Origin of the sequence: Coprococcus sp. OM04-5BH, from assembly GCF_003482105.1 — a bacterium.
Taxonomy (GTDB): domain Bacteria; phylum Bacillota; class Clostridia; order Lachnospirales; family Lachnospiraceae; genus Coprococcus.
Genome location: NZ_QULM01000003.1, coordinates 70,939 through 84,724 on the forward strand (window position 1 = coordinate 70,939; position 13,786 = coordinate 84,724).

Annotated in this window: 12 protein-coding genes and 1 pseudogene; all 13 read left to right on the forward strand. The window is 41.3% G+C overall.

Annotated features, from left to right (window positions below; genetic code table 11):
- Positions 1–72: 72 nt before the first annotated feature.
- A pseudogene (locus DXB54_RS07570) lies at positions 73–159 on the forward strand (TfoX/Sxy family protein); the annotation flags it as partial.
- A 146-nt stretch (positions 160–305) separates the two neighbouring features.
- Positions 306–905, forward strand: a complete 600-nt coding sequence (locus tag DXB54_RS07575; protein WP_021937544.1) for a type IV toxin-antitoxin system AbiEi family antitoxin domain-containing protein — start codon at positions 306–308, stop codon at positions 903–905.
- Positions 902–1,747: a nucleotidyl transferase AbiEii/AbiGii toxin family protein gene (locus DXB54_RS07580; RefSeq protein WP_021937543.1), complete on the forward strand. Its 846-nt coding sequence runs from the start codon at positions 902–904 to the stop codon at positions 1,745–1,747. Before DXB54_RS07575 ends, DXB54_RS07580 begins: the two co-directional genes overlap by 4 nt.
- 242 nt (positions 1,748–1,989) lie before the next feature.
- A complete protein-coding gene (locus DXB54_RS07585) occupies positions 1,990–2,370 on the forward strand; it encodes a hypothetical protein (protein ID WP_243104780.1) in 381 nt (126 codons plus the stop codon).
- 74 nt (positions 2,371–2,444) lie between these two features.
- Positions 2,445–3,542 carry a redox-regulated ATPase YchF gene (gene ychF, locus DXB54_RS07590; protein ID WP_118694782.1) on the forward strand — a complete coding sequence of 366 codons (1,098 nt, stop codon included), beginning with the start codon at positions 2,445–2,447 and terminating at the stop codon, positions 3,540–3,542.
- Positions 3,543–4,172: 630 nt separating this feature from the next.
- Positions 4,173–4,619 (forward strand): division/cell wall cluster transcriptional repressor MraZ, encoded by a 447-nt coding sequence (mraZ, locus tag DXB54_RS07595; protein ID WP_021937540.1) that lies wholly within the window; start codon positions 4,173–4,175, stop codon positions 4,617–4,619.
- A 32-nt stretch (positions 4,620–4,651) separates the two neighbouring features.
- Entirely contained in the window at positions 4,652–5,587 is a 936-nt protein-coding gene (rsmH, locus tag DXB54_RS07600) for a 16S rRNA (cytosine(1402)-N(4))-methyltransferase RsmH (RefSeq protein ID WP_021937539.1), read from the forward strand.
- Between the two features lie 35 nt (positions 5,588–5,622).
- The gene (locus tag DXB54_RS07605; protein ID WP_021937538.1) at positions 5,623–6,174 is read left to right on the forward strand and encodes a cell division protein FtsL; all 552 of its coding nucleotides are present in this window, start codon (positions 5,623–5,625) and stop codon (positions 6,172–6,174) included.
- A 59-nt stretch (positions 6,175–6,233) separates the two neighbouring features.
- Positions 6,234–8,444, forward strand: coding sequence for a peptidoglycan D,D-transpeptidase FtsI family protein (locus DXB54_RS07610; protein ID WP_118694783.1), 2,211 nt, complete (start codon positions 6,234–6,236; stop codon positions 8,442–8,444).
- A 65-nt stretch (positions 8,445–8,509) separates the two neighbouring features.
- Positions 8,510–10,228 (forward strand): peptidoglycan D,D-transpeptidase FtsI family protein, encoded by a 1,719-nt coding sequence (locus tag DXB54_RS07615; protein WP_021937536.1) that lies wholly within the window; start codon positions 8,510–8,512, stop codon positions 10,226–10,228.
- 38 nt (positions 10,229–10,266) lie between these two features.
- The gene (gene mraY, locus DXB54_RS07620; RefSeq protein WP_021937535.1) at positions 10,267–11,229 is read left to right on the forward strand and encodes a phospho-N-acetylmuramoyl-pentapeptide-transferase; all 963 of its coding nucleotides are present in this window, start codon (positions 10,267–10,269) and stop codon (positions 11,227–11,229) included.
- A gap of 32 nt (positions 11,230–11,261) precedes the next feature.
- Positions 11,262–12,617, forward strand: coding sequence for a UDP-N-acetylmuramoyl-L-alanine--D-glutamate ligase (gene murD / locus DXB54_RS07625; protein ID WP_118694784.1), 1,356 nt, complete (start codon positions 11,262–11,264; stop codon positions 12,615–12,617).
- Between the two features lie 5 nt (positions 12,618–12,622).
- Complete coding sequence (ftsW, locus tag DXB54_RS07630; protein ID WP_243104781.1) at positions 12,623–13,771, forward strand: putative lipid II flippase FtsW; 1,149 nt, start codon at positions 12,623–12,625, stop codon at positions 13,769–13,771.
- Positions 13,772–13,786 lie beyond the last annotated feature (15 nt).

The window sequence follows — 13,786 nt, forward strand, 5'->3', positions numbered from 1 at the left end:
TGCTACAATTGAGGATAATCAGATTGAGATCACAGTATAATTTGAAATGCAGGCATTTGAAAGGACAAAAACATGGCTTCAAGCAAAGAATATTTACATTTTATATTAGAGCATTTATCTGATTTGGAAGAAATTAATTATCGTGCAATGATGGGAGAGAAGGCGCTGAAGGCGGTAATAGTTCCCAAATAAATGAAAACTTTTCCAAAATGTTCTTTAATATTATAAAATTAAAGAACGATATTTACAAATGTTCTTTTGAATGATAAAATTAAAGAACGCTTTGAGAAAGGCAGGTGATAGATATGGATTATTATATTGATCATATTAAGTTACTTATTGAACAAAATGGTGGAATTGTTTCTGCACAGGATATTCAAAATGCAGGAATAGACAGAGCTTTGATTTATGACAGTCTGGCTAAAGGAATTATTTTGAAAGAATCTCATGGAAATTATGTATTGGCAGCTGATAAACCTGATGAGTTTAGAATTATTCAGAGTAGATCTGATAAGCTTATTTTCTCGCATGGAACAGCACTGTTTTTACATGGAATGTCTGATCGTGTTCCTCATATATTGGATATAACTGTGCCTCAAGGTGACAATGTGTCGAGGATAAAGAAAAACTATGAGCATACTAAGTTTCATTATTGCAAAAAAGAATTATGGAATTTGGGAATTGTTACGATAAAGACTCCTCAAGGCTATGATGTAAAAGCCTATGATTTGGAAAGGTGCATATGTGATTTAATCAGAGATAAAAAAGGCATTGATGCACAGATTTATACGCAGGCATTGAAAGAGTATTTTGGTGGTAAGTGTAATCCAAGAAAAATAATTAAATATGCCAGACAATTTAATTTGGAGCCAAAGGTAAGGACATATATGGAGGTGTTAGGATGAAAGAGAGAACTCCAGAGCAGTTGAAAGGACAGATACGTAGCTTTGCTGTAAAACGTAATCTGCAATCGCAGGAAGTGCTACAGATGTTTTTGCTGGAACGTGTGTTGGATAGGTTATCCAAATCGAAATACAAAGACAATTTTATCTTAAAGGGTGGACTGCTTATTTCCTCAATGATAGGAATTACTGAAAGAACAACCATGGATATGGATACTACAGTAATTGGAATCAATATGGAGGAGACGGAAATTGAAAAAATTATTCGTGAGATTTTATTGATTGATGTATTTGATGGAATAGAGTTTACATTTGAAAAGCTTGAGCCTATCCGAGAAGACGATGATTATAATAATTTCAGAGCATACTTTGTTGCACATTACGGTAAGATCGCAAATAAGATGAAGATTGATATCACAACTGGAGATGAGATTACACCTGGAGCGATTCGGTATTCTTATAAGACCATTTTGGATGATGATGAAATTGGAGTAATGGCATACAATATAGAAACTATTATTGCTGAAAAGTATGAGACCATCATCCGTAGAAATATTGGAACCTCAAGAGCAAGAGATTTCTATGACCTTCATGTGTTCTATAATCTGTATAAAGACTCAATTAATTTGGAAATTTTGAAACTTGCAGTGACTAGGACTGCAAAGAAAAGAGAGTCGTTAGACACAATGGCTGAGTGGAAAGAAATCATTGAGGACATGAAAATGGATACAGCGATTAAGGAGCTTTGGAAAAATTATTGTGAGAACAATACATATGCGTCTGAAGTTAGTTTTGAAAATGTAATGGAAACAACCTTACATATAGCTGAAATGCTGGGATTCTAATTATTATGTAACTATATGTCACTATTAGTCAGTGCGCATAGTGTGATACTATAATATTAACAATAGAACAGCAGGTGCAATCTTATGTAGATGCAGGAAGGACATAGTATATATTCAAAAAGGTATTCTCGTTTGGCCAAAAGTGGGATAAGAAGGAGTCAAGATGAGTTTGTTCGTTTTGCAAATCATACGTTTTGATGTTTGTCGTAAAACATGATCTCATCAGCTGGAGGAAGATCAAAATGAATATTCACAAAAATAAGATGCTATGGTATAATGCAAGGTATTGTATTAGGGCTTCTTATGAGAGAAGCCAAAGTATGGAATACTGTTGCAGTGCAAAGGAGTGGCGTATCGGAGAGCCAAAGAGTAAATCAGGTTACCGTACGATACCCTCAACAGAAGAAGCGGTTACTATACTAAAAAAAGAAAAGAATAAGAAGATTTCAGAAATTTCAACAGGATGGGAAGGATTTGTGTTTCTGTGTCTAAAAGGAACACCGGTCAAGAACAGTACATATGATATAACGCTGTTTAAAATCTGTGATAAAGCAAAACTCCAGGATTTTCGATGCATATCCCGAGACATACTTTTGCTGCCAGATGTATTGAAGCAGGAATGAACCCCAAAACACTTAAAAATAAGTATGCTGAAATCCCTTGAAATCAAAGGATTTATAGGAGGAAATATATAAAAATGAAATTAGGAATCGTAGGACTCCCTAACGTAGGAAAAAGTACATTGTTCAATTCCATAACAAAGGCAGGAGCAGAGTCAGCCAACTATCCATTCTGTACAATAGAGCCAAACGTAGGTGTTGTGGCAGTGCCGGATGAGAGACTTGAGAAGCTTACAGAGATGTATAACTCAGCCAAGACAACTCCGGCAGTTATAGAATTTGTTGACATAGCAGGACTTGTTAAGGGCGCATCGAAGGGCGAGGGACTTGGAAATCAGTTCCTTGCAAATATCAGAGAGGTGGACGCCATAGTCCACGTGGTAAGATGTTTCGAGGATCCTAACGTAATACATGTAGATGGTTCTGTAGATCCTATAAGAGATATTGAGACTATAAATATAGAGCTTATCTTCTCAGACCTTGAGGTTCTTGAGAGGAGAATCGCCAAGACTGTAAGAGGGGCCAGAAATGATAAGACTCTTGCCAAGGAGCTTGATCTTCAGGAGCGAATTAAGGCACATCTTGAAGCAGGAAAGCTTGCCAAGACATTTGTTACAGATGATGAGGATGAGCTGGCATGGCTTAAGGAGTACAACTTGCTCACATATAAGCCGGTTATCTTCGCTGCCAATGTAAGTGAGGACGATATTGCAGATGATGGAGCAGGTAATGAATATGTTCAAAAGGTAAGAGAGTATGCAAAGGATTTCGACGCAGAGGTATTTGCACTTTGTGCCCAGATAGAGCAGGAACTTGCGGAGCTTGAGGATGACGAGAAGATGGCATTCCTTGAGGAGCTTGGTGCCAAGGAATCAGGACTTGATAAGCTGATCAAGGCAAGCTACTCACTTCTTGGGCTTATAAGCTACCTGACCTCAGGACCTGACGAGACAAGAGCATGGACCATCACCAAGGGAACAAAGGCACCTCAGGCAGCAGGTAAGATCCACACAGATTTTGAACGTGGATTTATCAAGGCAGAGGTTGTTGCCTACAAGGATCTTATGGAGTGTGGCAGCATGGTGGCAGCTAAGGAAAAGGGACTTGTAAGACAGGAAGGAAAAGAATACGTGGTTGAGGATGGAGACGTTATCCTCTTTAAATTCAACGTATAATCGTATCCGGTATTTTGAGATATAAATGCAGCCCGGTATTTTGACATACGAGTGGAGCTTCGCTGGTAAGTGGGCTTCAGTGGGTTGAAATACAAAGTGGCGCCCGGTGGGTAATAAGGGCATTAAAGTGGCATTTAGTGCCTGATATATATAAAATATAGGGAAAATAAGTGGGAACGATAGGCCTTAAGTGGTTATCGCTCCCACTTTTTGCTTATTGTAATGATGTCTGAGACATCGTTACACTGCAGCAACCCTCGCCGTAGGCGATTTCTAATGGTTGCTGCTCAACTGATCTTTAATATGAAAAAATCTGGGATTTGCCTCCACCAAATATTTACATTGATTATGTAAACTATAAATAGCCTATATTTTGTGCTTTATTAAATAAAGATACAAGGTATAGGTTATTATTTTTTTGCTGAAAACGGCATAAATACAATGAAAAATGCATATAAATCCAGTGAATATAAAATAATTAAAAGTATTTCAATAAATAGCCATTAAGGGGTTGCATTTTAAATACTTGTAAGCTAAAATAAGCGTATGTGGCGACAAAATGGTGATTTGTGAAACTAAGTGGGACGATGTGGGGATCACCGGGAAATTCATTCGAAGGAGGGAAAAGCAATGGCAAGATGTCTTACAGGCGAATATGAACATAAGCTTGATGCTAAGGGCAGATTAATAATGCCATTGAAACTCCGTGAAGAATTAGGATGCACATTTATGGTCACAAAGGGTCTTGATGATTGTCTTTTCGTTTATCCAAATGACGAATGGGAGAGATTCGCAGCAGAGCTCAATGAGCTGCCTTTACTTAATACCAAGGCAAGAGCATTGAAGAGACGTTTCAATTCAGGTGCTGTCAAGTGTGATACCGACAGCCAGGGAAGAATACTCCTTCCACAGACATTAAGGGATTTTGCAGGGATAGATAAGGAAGTAGTCATAATAGGAAACGGAGAGAGAGCCGAGATCTGGAGCAAGGAGAGCTGGGAAGCAGTAAATTGCGATGAAGGAATAGATATGGACGCAATAGCTGCAGAGCTTGATACACTTGGCTTCAAATTATAGGAGATGAGCAAAGCTCAAAAATGGTAGTTTAAATGGAATTTGTACATAAGTCAGTTTTACTTAATGAGACAATAGAAAATCTGAACATAAAACCTGATGGGATATATGTTGATGGCACCCTTGGGGGAGCCGGTCATTCTTATGAGATATGTAAGAGGTTGTCAGACCGGGGAAGACTGATCGGTATAGATCAGGATAAGGACGCCATAGCGGCGGCAACGGAGAGGCTGAAGCCGTTTTCCGACAGAGTTACTATTGTAAGGAACAACTACTGTAATTTTAAAAGTATATTAGACGAGCTAAATATAAGTGCAGTGGACGGAATGCTCCTGGATTTGGGAGTGTCCTCCTATCAGCTCGATAATGTGGATAGGGGATTTACATATCGGGCTGATGCACCACTGGACATGAGAATGGATGACAGGCAGGATAAGACGGCAAAGGATATCGTAAATGGTTATTCTGAGAGGGAATTGTTCAGGATTATACATGAATTTGGCGAGGACAAGTATGCTAAGAGCATTGCCTATCATATCTGCCGATACAGAGAGAACAAGACGATAGAGACAACAGAGGAGCTTAACGATATAATCAGAGGCTCCATACCGGCAAAGGCGAGAAACGGAAAGGGACATCCTTCAAAGCAGACCTTTCAGGCAATAAGGATAGAGCTTAACAAGGAGCTTGAGGTACTGACCAATTCCATAGACGATATGATAAAGAGCCTTAAACCGGGTGGCAGATTATGTATAATCACGTTCCATTCCCTTGAGGACAGGATAGTGAAAAATGCATTCAGAAAGAATGAAAATCCATGTATATGCCCTCCAAACTTTCCGGTATGTACATGTGGAAGAGTTTCCCTTGGACATGTTGTCACAAGGAAGCCGATAGTTCCGGGAGAAGAGGAGCTGGAGGAGAATTCAAGAGCCAAGAGCTCAAAGTTAAGAGTATTTGAAAGAGTATAGTTGATAACTGATAAATAGCAGCGTGAGGTGATTTTATGGCAGCAAACAGAAGATACTACATTGATGGTAGTACAGTAAGAAAAATTGAAGATATGCCAGAAAAGCAGGTAAGGAGAACTTCAGATGAAGTGAGGGGCAATACCGTAAGAAAAGCATCTGCATTACCGGCTGAACCTGAACGCAGGAAACCTGTTCGCAAGGCAAGACCGAAGACAAGAAAGAAGAGGAGCAGGCTTTTCAGAAGAAACCAGGATGTGTCCTTTAGACGCGAACTTGGATACAGCGTATTTTCATTGGTGATAGTTGGAATAATGGTATTGGCAGGATACAATTATCTCAGCCTGGCAGCAGATGTGCGTGCAGATAAGAGTGAGATATCCGCATTGCAGAAGGAACTTACCAATCAGAAGAACGCCAATTCTGAATATAAGTCAAGACTTGAAGCGTCAGTAGATCTTGATGAAATATATAAGATTGCTACACAGGAACTTGGAATGGTTTACTCAAAGCCGGGACAGACGGTTTACTATTCAAAGAACAGTGAAGACTATGTAGTGCAGTACAAGGATATTCCTGAGACTAAGTAGGCCTCAGGAATAACTTTTATTAATGGTTATAATATTTTTTATACGGAGAAGAGATAGATATGTCGAGACAGAGAAAGCGTTTTCTTGAGAGAATGAAGAAAAAACTATTTGTGGTGTTCCTTATAGCAATGCTTGGATTTGTAGCACTGATCATAAGAGTTGCCTATCTGGAGATTGCCAAGGGTAAGAATTACTCCGAGCAGGTTCTGTCACAGAAGCAGTACGAGAGCCTGGAGATTCCTTATGAGCGAGGCGAGATCGTAGACAGGAACGGTAATGTGCTTGCCACAAATGAAAAGGTATACAATCTCATAATAGAGCCTAAGAATATATTAAGCTCAGACAAAGGAAGAGAAGCAACATATACAGCTCTCAATAAATTCTTTGGGATAGACAAGGAAACCTATGATTCGTATATGCAGAGAAATGATTCTCTCTATTGTCTGGTAAAGAAGGAGATCGCTTATGCAGATGTCCAGGCATTCAGAGAGTACTGCGATACAAATGCAGGAAAGGATGTTGTAGGTGTATGGTTCGAGGATCAGTATAAGAGAACCTATCCTAATAACAGTCTTGCATGTCATATACTTGGTTACACCGTAAGTGGTAACGTGGGACAGGGTGGTATCGAGGGATATTACAACAGCTACCTTAATGGTACAAACGGTAAGACCTACGGATACCTGACAAATGACAACACAGTTCAGTCGGTAACTGTTCCGGCTGTGGACGGTTATACGGTAGTATCCACAATAGATCTGAACATTCAGAAAATAGTTGAAGATAATATAAAGCAGTACATGCAGGAGACCGGTGCCAAGAAGATCGGTGTTGTAGCCATGGATCCTGACAACGGAGAAGTTCTTGCCATGGCTTCATCATATTCATATGATCCGAATGATCCTATGGATACGTCAAAGCTTAGGAACATGACAGTTAATGTCTCAAATCCTGCGAAGCGTCAGGATACCACAGAGGAGGCATCCACAGAGGACGCGTCTACGGAAGATGGCAGTACTGAGGAAGAAAGCTCGGAGGAGACCTCGGAGGAGACCTCTGAGGAAGATACATCAGAGGATGGAAGCACTGAGGAAGCTTCCACAGAAGAAATACCGGAAGAGCTGGAATATGATTTCTCACAGATGACAGATGCAGAGTTCAAGAGTACGCTGGACAGCTTTGACAGCACCCAGTTGTATGAGGCTTTGAATTCTCTCTGGAGAAATTTTTGTATAAGTGATAACTTTGAGCCGGGTTCAACTTTTAAGCCGTTTACCGTTGCGGGAGCCATTGAAGATGATGTGGTACAGGACGGGGATACATTTTACTGCGATGGATACCAGCAGATTGGAGAGGACAGGATCTATTGCCATAACAGAAGCGGTGATGGTATGCTGACAGTAAGACAGGCCCTTGAGCAGTCCTGTAATGATGGCCTTATGCAGATTGCAGCCAAGGAGGGAGCAAGCACATTTGACAAATATCAGGAGCTGTTCGGAATAGGAAGCTACACAGGTATTGATCTGTATGGTGAGTCGGTTGGCGCCAAGTTTGACGCAGATAAGCTTAATCCCACAGAGCTTGCAACTTCATCATTCGGACAGGGTGTTAATGTTACAATGATACAGATGGCAGCGGGCTTCTGCTCAATAATAAACGGTGGAAATTATTACACACCACATGTGGCAAAACAGATCCTTGATAATGACGGAAGCATAATTGAGGCGGTGGAGCCTGAGCTTGTGAGAAAGACTATTTCCAAGAGTACATCAGATCTTCTCAAGAGTTATCTTGCAGGAGTTGTAACAGACGGTACAGGTAAGAGGGCAGCAGTTGACGGCTACACCATCGGTGGTAAGACGGGTACGGCAGAGAAGCTTCCGAGAGGAACAGGAAGATACATTCTTTCGTTCATAGGATTTTCGCCGGTTGAACATCCCCAGATCATGGTTTATGTAGTGGTTGATGAACCGGATGTGGAGAGTCAGTCAACATCGGGTGCAGGTGCATTACTGTTCCACGCTATCATGGAGGATCTTCTTCCATATATGAACGTGTATCAGAGTAGTGATGAGACAATAGTTCCGGACGGAAATGATGAGCCTATCGGTTCTGCCTTTGACGAGACAGGGGATACAACCGGTACGGGTGATGGTACAGAACCTGGAAGCGAGGCGGGAACAGATACCACCACAGAAACTACCACAGAGGCAGGCACAGGTGATGGGACAGGCAATTACGTTGATCCTGTAACTGGGCTTGACGAGTAATTAAAAATGAATAAAGATATTTTCAATTTAATATAATGTATGGATAAAATATTAAGGGATGACTGATGTTTTTCCATAGCTATAATAGACGTAAGACAGCAGGGATACTAGTATTCCTGCTGTGTCTGATGTTAGTGTGTATTTGCAGGCTGGGATATCTGATGCTATATAAGGGAGAGTATTACACGGACATTGCTGACGCTCTTCATGAAAGGGAGAGGGAGGTTAAAGCACCAAGGGGCAAGATTCTTGACAGAAATGGAAATGTACTGGCGGATAACCAGATTGTATGCCAGGTGTCGGTGGTACACAGCCAGATCGAGGACGAGGCTGCTGCAGTGGAGGCATTGGTCCGGTACACAGGCGCTGATGAGGCAAAGATAAGAAAATCCGTAGAGAAGAATTCTTCCAGGGAGATCATTAAAAAAAATCTGGACAAAGAGTCCGGAGAAAAGCTTGAAGCCCTTGGAATAAAGGGAATAAAGGTTGACTGGGATTATAAAAGGTATTATCCTTATGGAAGCCTTTTATCGAAGGTTATGGGATTTGCCGGAAGTGATAACCAGGGAGTCCTGGGACTTGAGGTCACATATGATGATGTGCTTAAGGGCATCAACGGAAGTGTTAATGAAGTTACCGACGCCAAGGGAAATGAGCTTTCGGAGTCACCGGAGACCATTACGGAATCCATACCCGGCAATAATCTTGTAACTACAATAGATATAAATATACAGAAGTATGCAGAGAGAACCGCTGATAAGATCCTTGAGGAAAAGAATGCCAAGAGGGTAAGTATCATTGTCATGAATCCTAAAAACGGTGAGATTTATGCAATGGTGGATGCTCCGGAATATGATCTGAACAATCCCTATGAATACATAGGAAATGATGCTATAACCTCTGAAAACGAAACTGAATTACTGAACCGTATGTGGAGAAACTACCTTATAAGTGACACCTATGAGCCGGGTTCCATCTGCAAGATAATAACTGCCTCGGCTGCCATAGAAAAGGGCGTTGTGTCGGATTCGGATATGTTTTACTGTCCCGGATACAGGATTGTGGAGGACAGAAGGATAAGGTGCCATAAGACCACAGGTCATGGCAGTGAAACCTTTGAACAGGCATTGATGAATTCCTGCAATCCTGCATTTATGGATATCGGCAGCAGGGTAGGGGCAGAATATATGCTCACCTATTATGAACAGCTTGGACTGTACAGTAAAACAGGTATTGATCTTCCCGGAGAGGGAAACTCCATCATGCATAAGCTTCAGGATATCGGAGAGGTAGAGCTTGCTACCATGTCATTTGGCCAGTCCTTTCAGATTACACCAATACAGTTTGTGACTGCCATTGCCACAGTTATAAACGGCGGCAGCAGGATTACTCCTCATATTGGTATGGAAATTACAGATAATTGTGGTAATATAGTGATGGATTGCCAATATAAGGCTGAAAATGGTATTATATCCCCGGAAACCTCCGAGAAAATGCGGCAGATGCTTGAGAAGGTCGTGTCTGAGGGCGGTGGAAACAAAGCGTACATAGAAGGCTACAGGATTGGCGGCAAAACAGCCACCAGCGAGAAGTTCCCCAGAGGAACAGGAAAATATATAGCTTCATTTATGGGATTTGCCCCGGCTGATGATCCACAGGTAATGGCAATGATCCTCATAGATGAACCGGAAGGTGCATACTACGGTGGAGTTATAGCGGCACCGGTTATAAAGGATCTTTTTCTTAATATCCTGCCGTATCTTAATATTCCTGCCGTTCAATAATAAACTGCCTGAACATCAGGCTGATAAGGAGTAATAATATGAATACTGGTAATTTACAAATCATCACACCTGTTTTTATTGCCTTCGCAATAAGTGTAGTTCTTTGTCCGATACTTATCCCATTACTTAAGAGATTGAAGTTCGGACAGGAGGTAAGAGATGACGGACCTAAGACTCATCTTAAGAAAGAGGGAACACCTACAATGGGTGGCGTTGTCATCCTCATTGCCATTGCTGTAACATGTCTCTTCTATATGAAGGATTATCCGGAGATACTTCCGATACTTTTCGTAACCATCGGCTTTGGTCTTATCGGTTTCCTTGATGACTTCATCAAGATAGTCATGAAGCGTTCGCTGGGACTGCGTGCATGGCAGAAGATGTTATTACAGATAGTGGTTGCAGGGGTATTTGCGTACTATGTTGTAAATTACACAGATCTTAATAATGAAATAATCATTCCGTTTACAGGTAAGATAGTGACACTTAGCAACTGGGCATATGTGCTGCTTCTTATGTTTGTTGTGGTTGGTACTGTAAACGGTTCTAATTTCACAGACGGACTTGATGGTCTTGCGTCATCGGTAACTGCCCTTATTGCAACATTCTTCACAGTAGTAGCAATAGGAACAGGCTCGGGAGTTGCTCCTGTTACCTGTGCAGCCGTAGGCGCGTTGCTTGGATTCCTTGTGTTTAATGTATATCCTGCCAAGGTGTTCATGGGAGACACAGGCTCACTGGCACTGGGAGGTTTTGTGGCAGCAACAGCATATATGCTTAAAATGCCACTGTTTATAGTTATAGTTGCTTTCATATATCTTGCAGAGGTTCTTTCTGTTATAATCCAGGTTGTATCATTTAAGACAACAGGCAAGAGAGTATTTAAGATGGCACCTATACACCATCATTTTGAATTGTGTGGATGGCCTGAGAGCAAGGTCGTTGCCATATTTGATATAGTTACAGCTTTATTGTGTGTATTAGGTCTTATAGCACTGTAATGCTGCGATAGTGGAATGGAGGAAGATCCGAGATGGAAATTAAAAATGCAATAGTAGCAGGAACAGGAAAAAGCGGAATAAGTGCTGCTAATCTTCTCACAAAGCATGAAGTAAATGTAGTTCTATTCGATGAGAACGAGAAGAGGGATGTGCAGCAGGTAAAGGAGAAGTTACATAATCCGGAGCTGGTGGATATCGAACTTGGAAAGCTTTCAGACAAGGCATATTCTGAGGCTGAGCTTATGGTTATAAGCCCTGGAATACCCGTTGACGAACCATTTGTAGATGAGGTGAGAGCCCATGATATACCGGTGTGGAGCGAGATAGAACTTGCATATAATTATGGTAAGGGAATGATTGCAGCCATTACGGGGACGAATGGCAAGACTACCACAACTGCACTGGTCGGAGAGATCGCAAAGGCGTACAATGACAGCACTATAGTCGTTGGAAATATAGGAATACCATATACAGAGTTAGCAGATACAACAACAGACGACAGCTTCACAGTGGCTGAGATAAGCAGCTTTCAGCTTGAGACTATCATTGATTTCCATCCACATGTAAGTGCAGTGCTTAACCTTACACCGGATCATCTCAACAGACATTATACATTTGAGAATTACGGAAATGTCAAGAAATCAATAGCAAAGAACCAGACAGCAGATGATTATATGGTCCTTAACTATGATGATGAGTATACAAAAAAGATGGCAGAGGGCTACGCTGTTAAGCCTATATTCTTCAGCAGAAAGGAAAAGCCTGCAGGAGGCGTATATGTTGAGGACGGAAGCATAGTACTTGAGGATAAGGGTGAGAAGCTACATATACTTGATCTCAAGGATCTTATACTTCTTGGAGACCATAACGTAGAGAATGTTCTTGCGGCATGTGCCATTTCATATTATATGGGAATACCGGTACCTGTTATAGAGAAGGTTGCCACATCATTTAAGGCAGTGGAACATAGAATAGAATATGTGGACACCATTGACGGAGTTGACTATTACAATGACTCAAAGGGTACTAATCCGGACGCTGCAATAAAGGGTATTAAGGCTATGGTTAAGCCTACTTACCTTATAGGCGGAGGCTATGACAAGGGCTCTGAGTATGATGAATGGATAAATGCTTTTGATGGTAAGGTTAAGGAACTTATACTTATAGGCCAGACTGCAGATAAGATAGAAGCCTGTGCACATAAGCTTGGATTTATGAATACAGTAAAATTAGATAATCTTGAAGAAGCAGTTAAGCATTGCCATGATAAAGCTGAAAACGGAGATGCGGTGCTTCTTTCACCGGCATGTGCCAGCTGGGGACAGTTCGACAATTACGAACAGCGAGGCAGAATGTTTAAGGAGTATGTATTAAGCTTTAAGGAGTGATGCCGTTGAGTAATAGCACAACCCAGGTTGTTTCAGGAAAACAAAAGAAGAAAAAAACGGATTTTGTATTGATCACAGCACTGGTATTGATACTTGCCATAGGCTTTGTTATGGTATACAGTACCAGCTCCTATAAAGCAGTGGAGATGTATGGCGACAGCTTTTATTTCCTAAAGAGACAGTTGATATTTTCACTGGTGGGAATGGTCATCATGTTTATTATTGCAAAAAAAGATTATGAGGTGCTGTATGAGTACTCAAGAGTTATACTCATAGTATCAATGGCGCTTCTGTGTCTTGTGTACATAATCGGAAGTGCCAGCCATGGTTCTTCCAGATGGCTCAATATAGGTCCTTTCAGATTTCAGCCGTCAGAATTTGCCAAGCTTGCGCTTATTATCTATACAGCGGCCGTATGTACTGCGAAGACAAAGGAACTGGCGAAGTTTAAGAGCTTTCTTAAGGCTATGATACTGCCTTTTACGGCTATCGTTTTGATCGCCATAGAAAACCTGAGCACAGCAATCATATGTCTTGTTATTGTTGCGGCAGTAACTTTTGTGGCAAGCCCTAAGAACTGGTATTTTGTGGTTCTTGGATTGATGGTGGTGGTGTTCTGCGTGCTGTTTATTGCATTTGCAGGCTACAGAGCCCAGAGGATAAAGGTGTGGCTTCACCCGGAGCAGTATGATAACGGATATCAGACCCTGCAGTCCTTATATGCCATCGGTTCCGGAGGCCTGTTCGGAAGAGGACTTTTTAAGAGCATACAGAAGATGGGATTCATACCTGAGTCACATAACGATATGATCTTCTCTGTAATATGTGAGGAGCTTGGATTCATAGGAGCGGTGATGATAATAGCTCTGTTTGTGATAATAATAAAGAGATGTGCGGTGGTGGCAATGAACAGCCGTGACCGTTTCGGAGGCCTGTTGGTAGTGGGCGTAATGGCACATATAGCTATTCAGGTGCTTATAAATATATGTGTGGTTACCAATACTATACCGCCTACAGGGGTACCGCTTCCGTTTATCAGCTACGGAGGAAGTTCTATGGTATGCACGCTTATGGAACTTGGAATAGTATTTTCCGTGGCATCACACAGGGAGCAGATGACTCCCGACATGGAAGACAAGAAGAATGCCAACTGATTATAGGTGACAGAT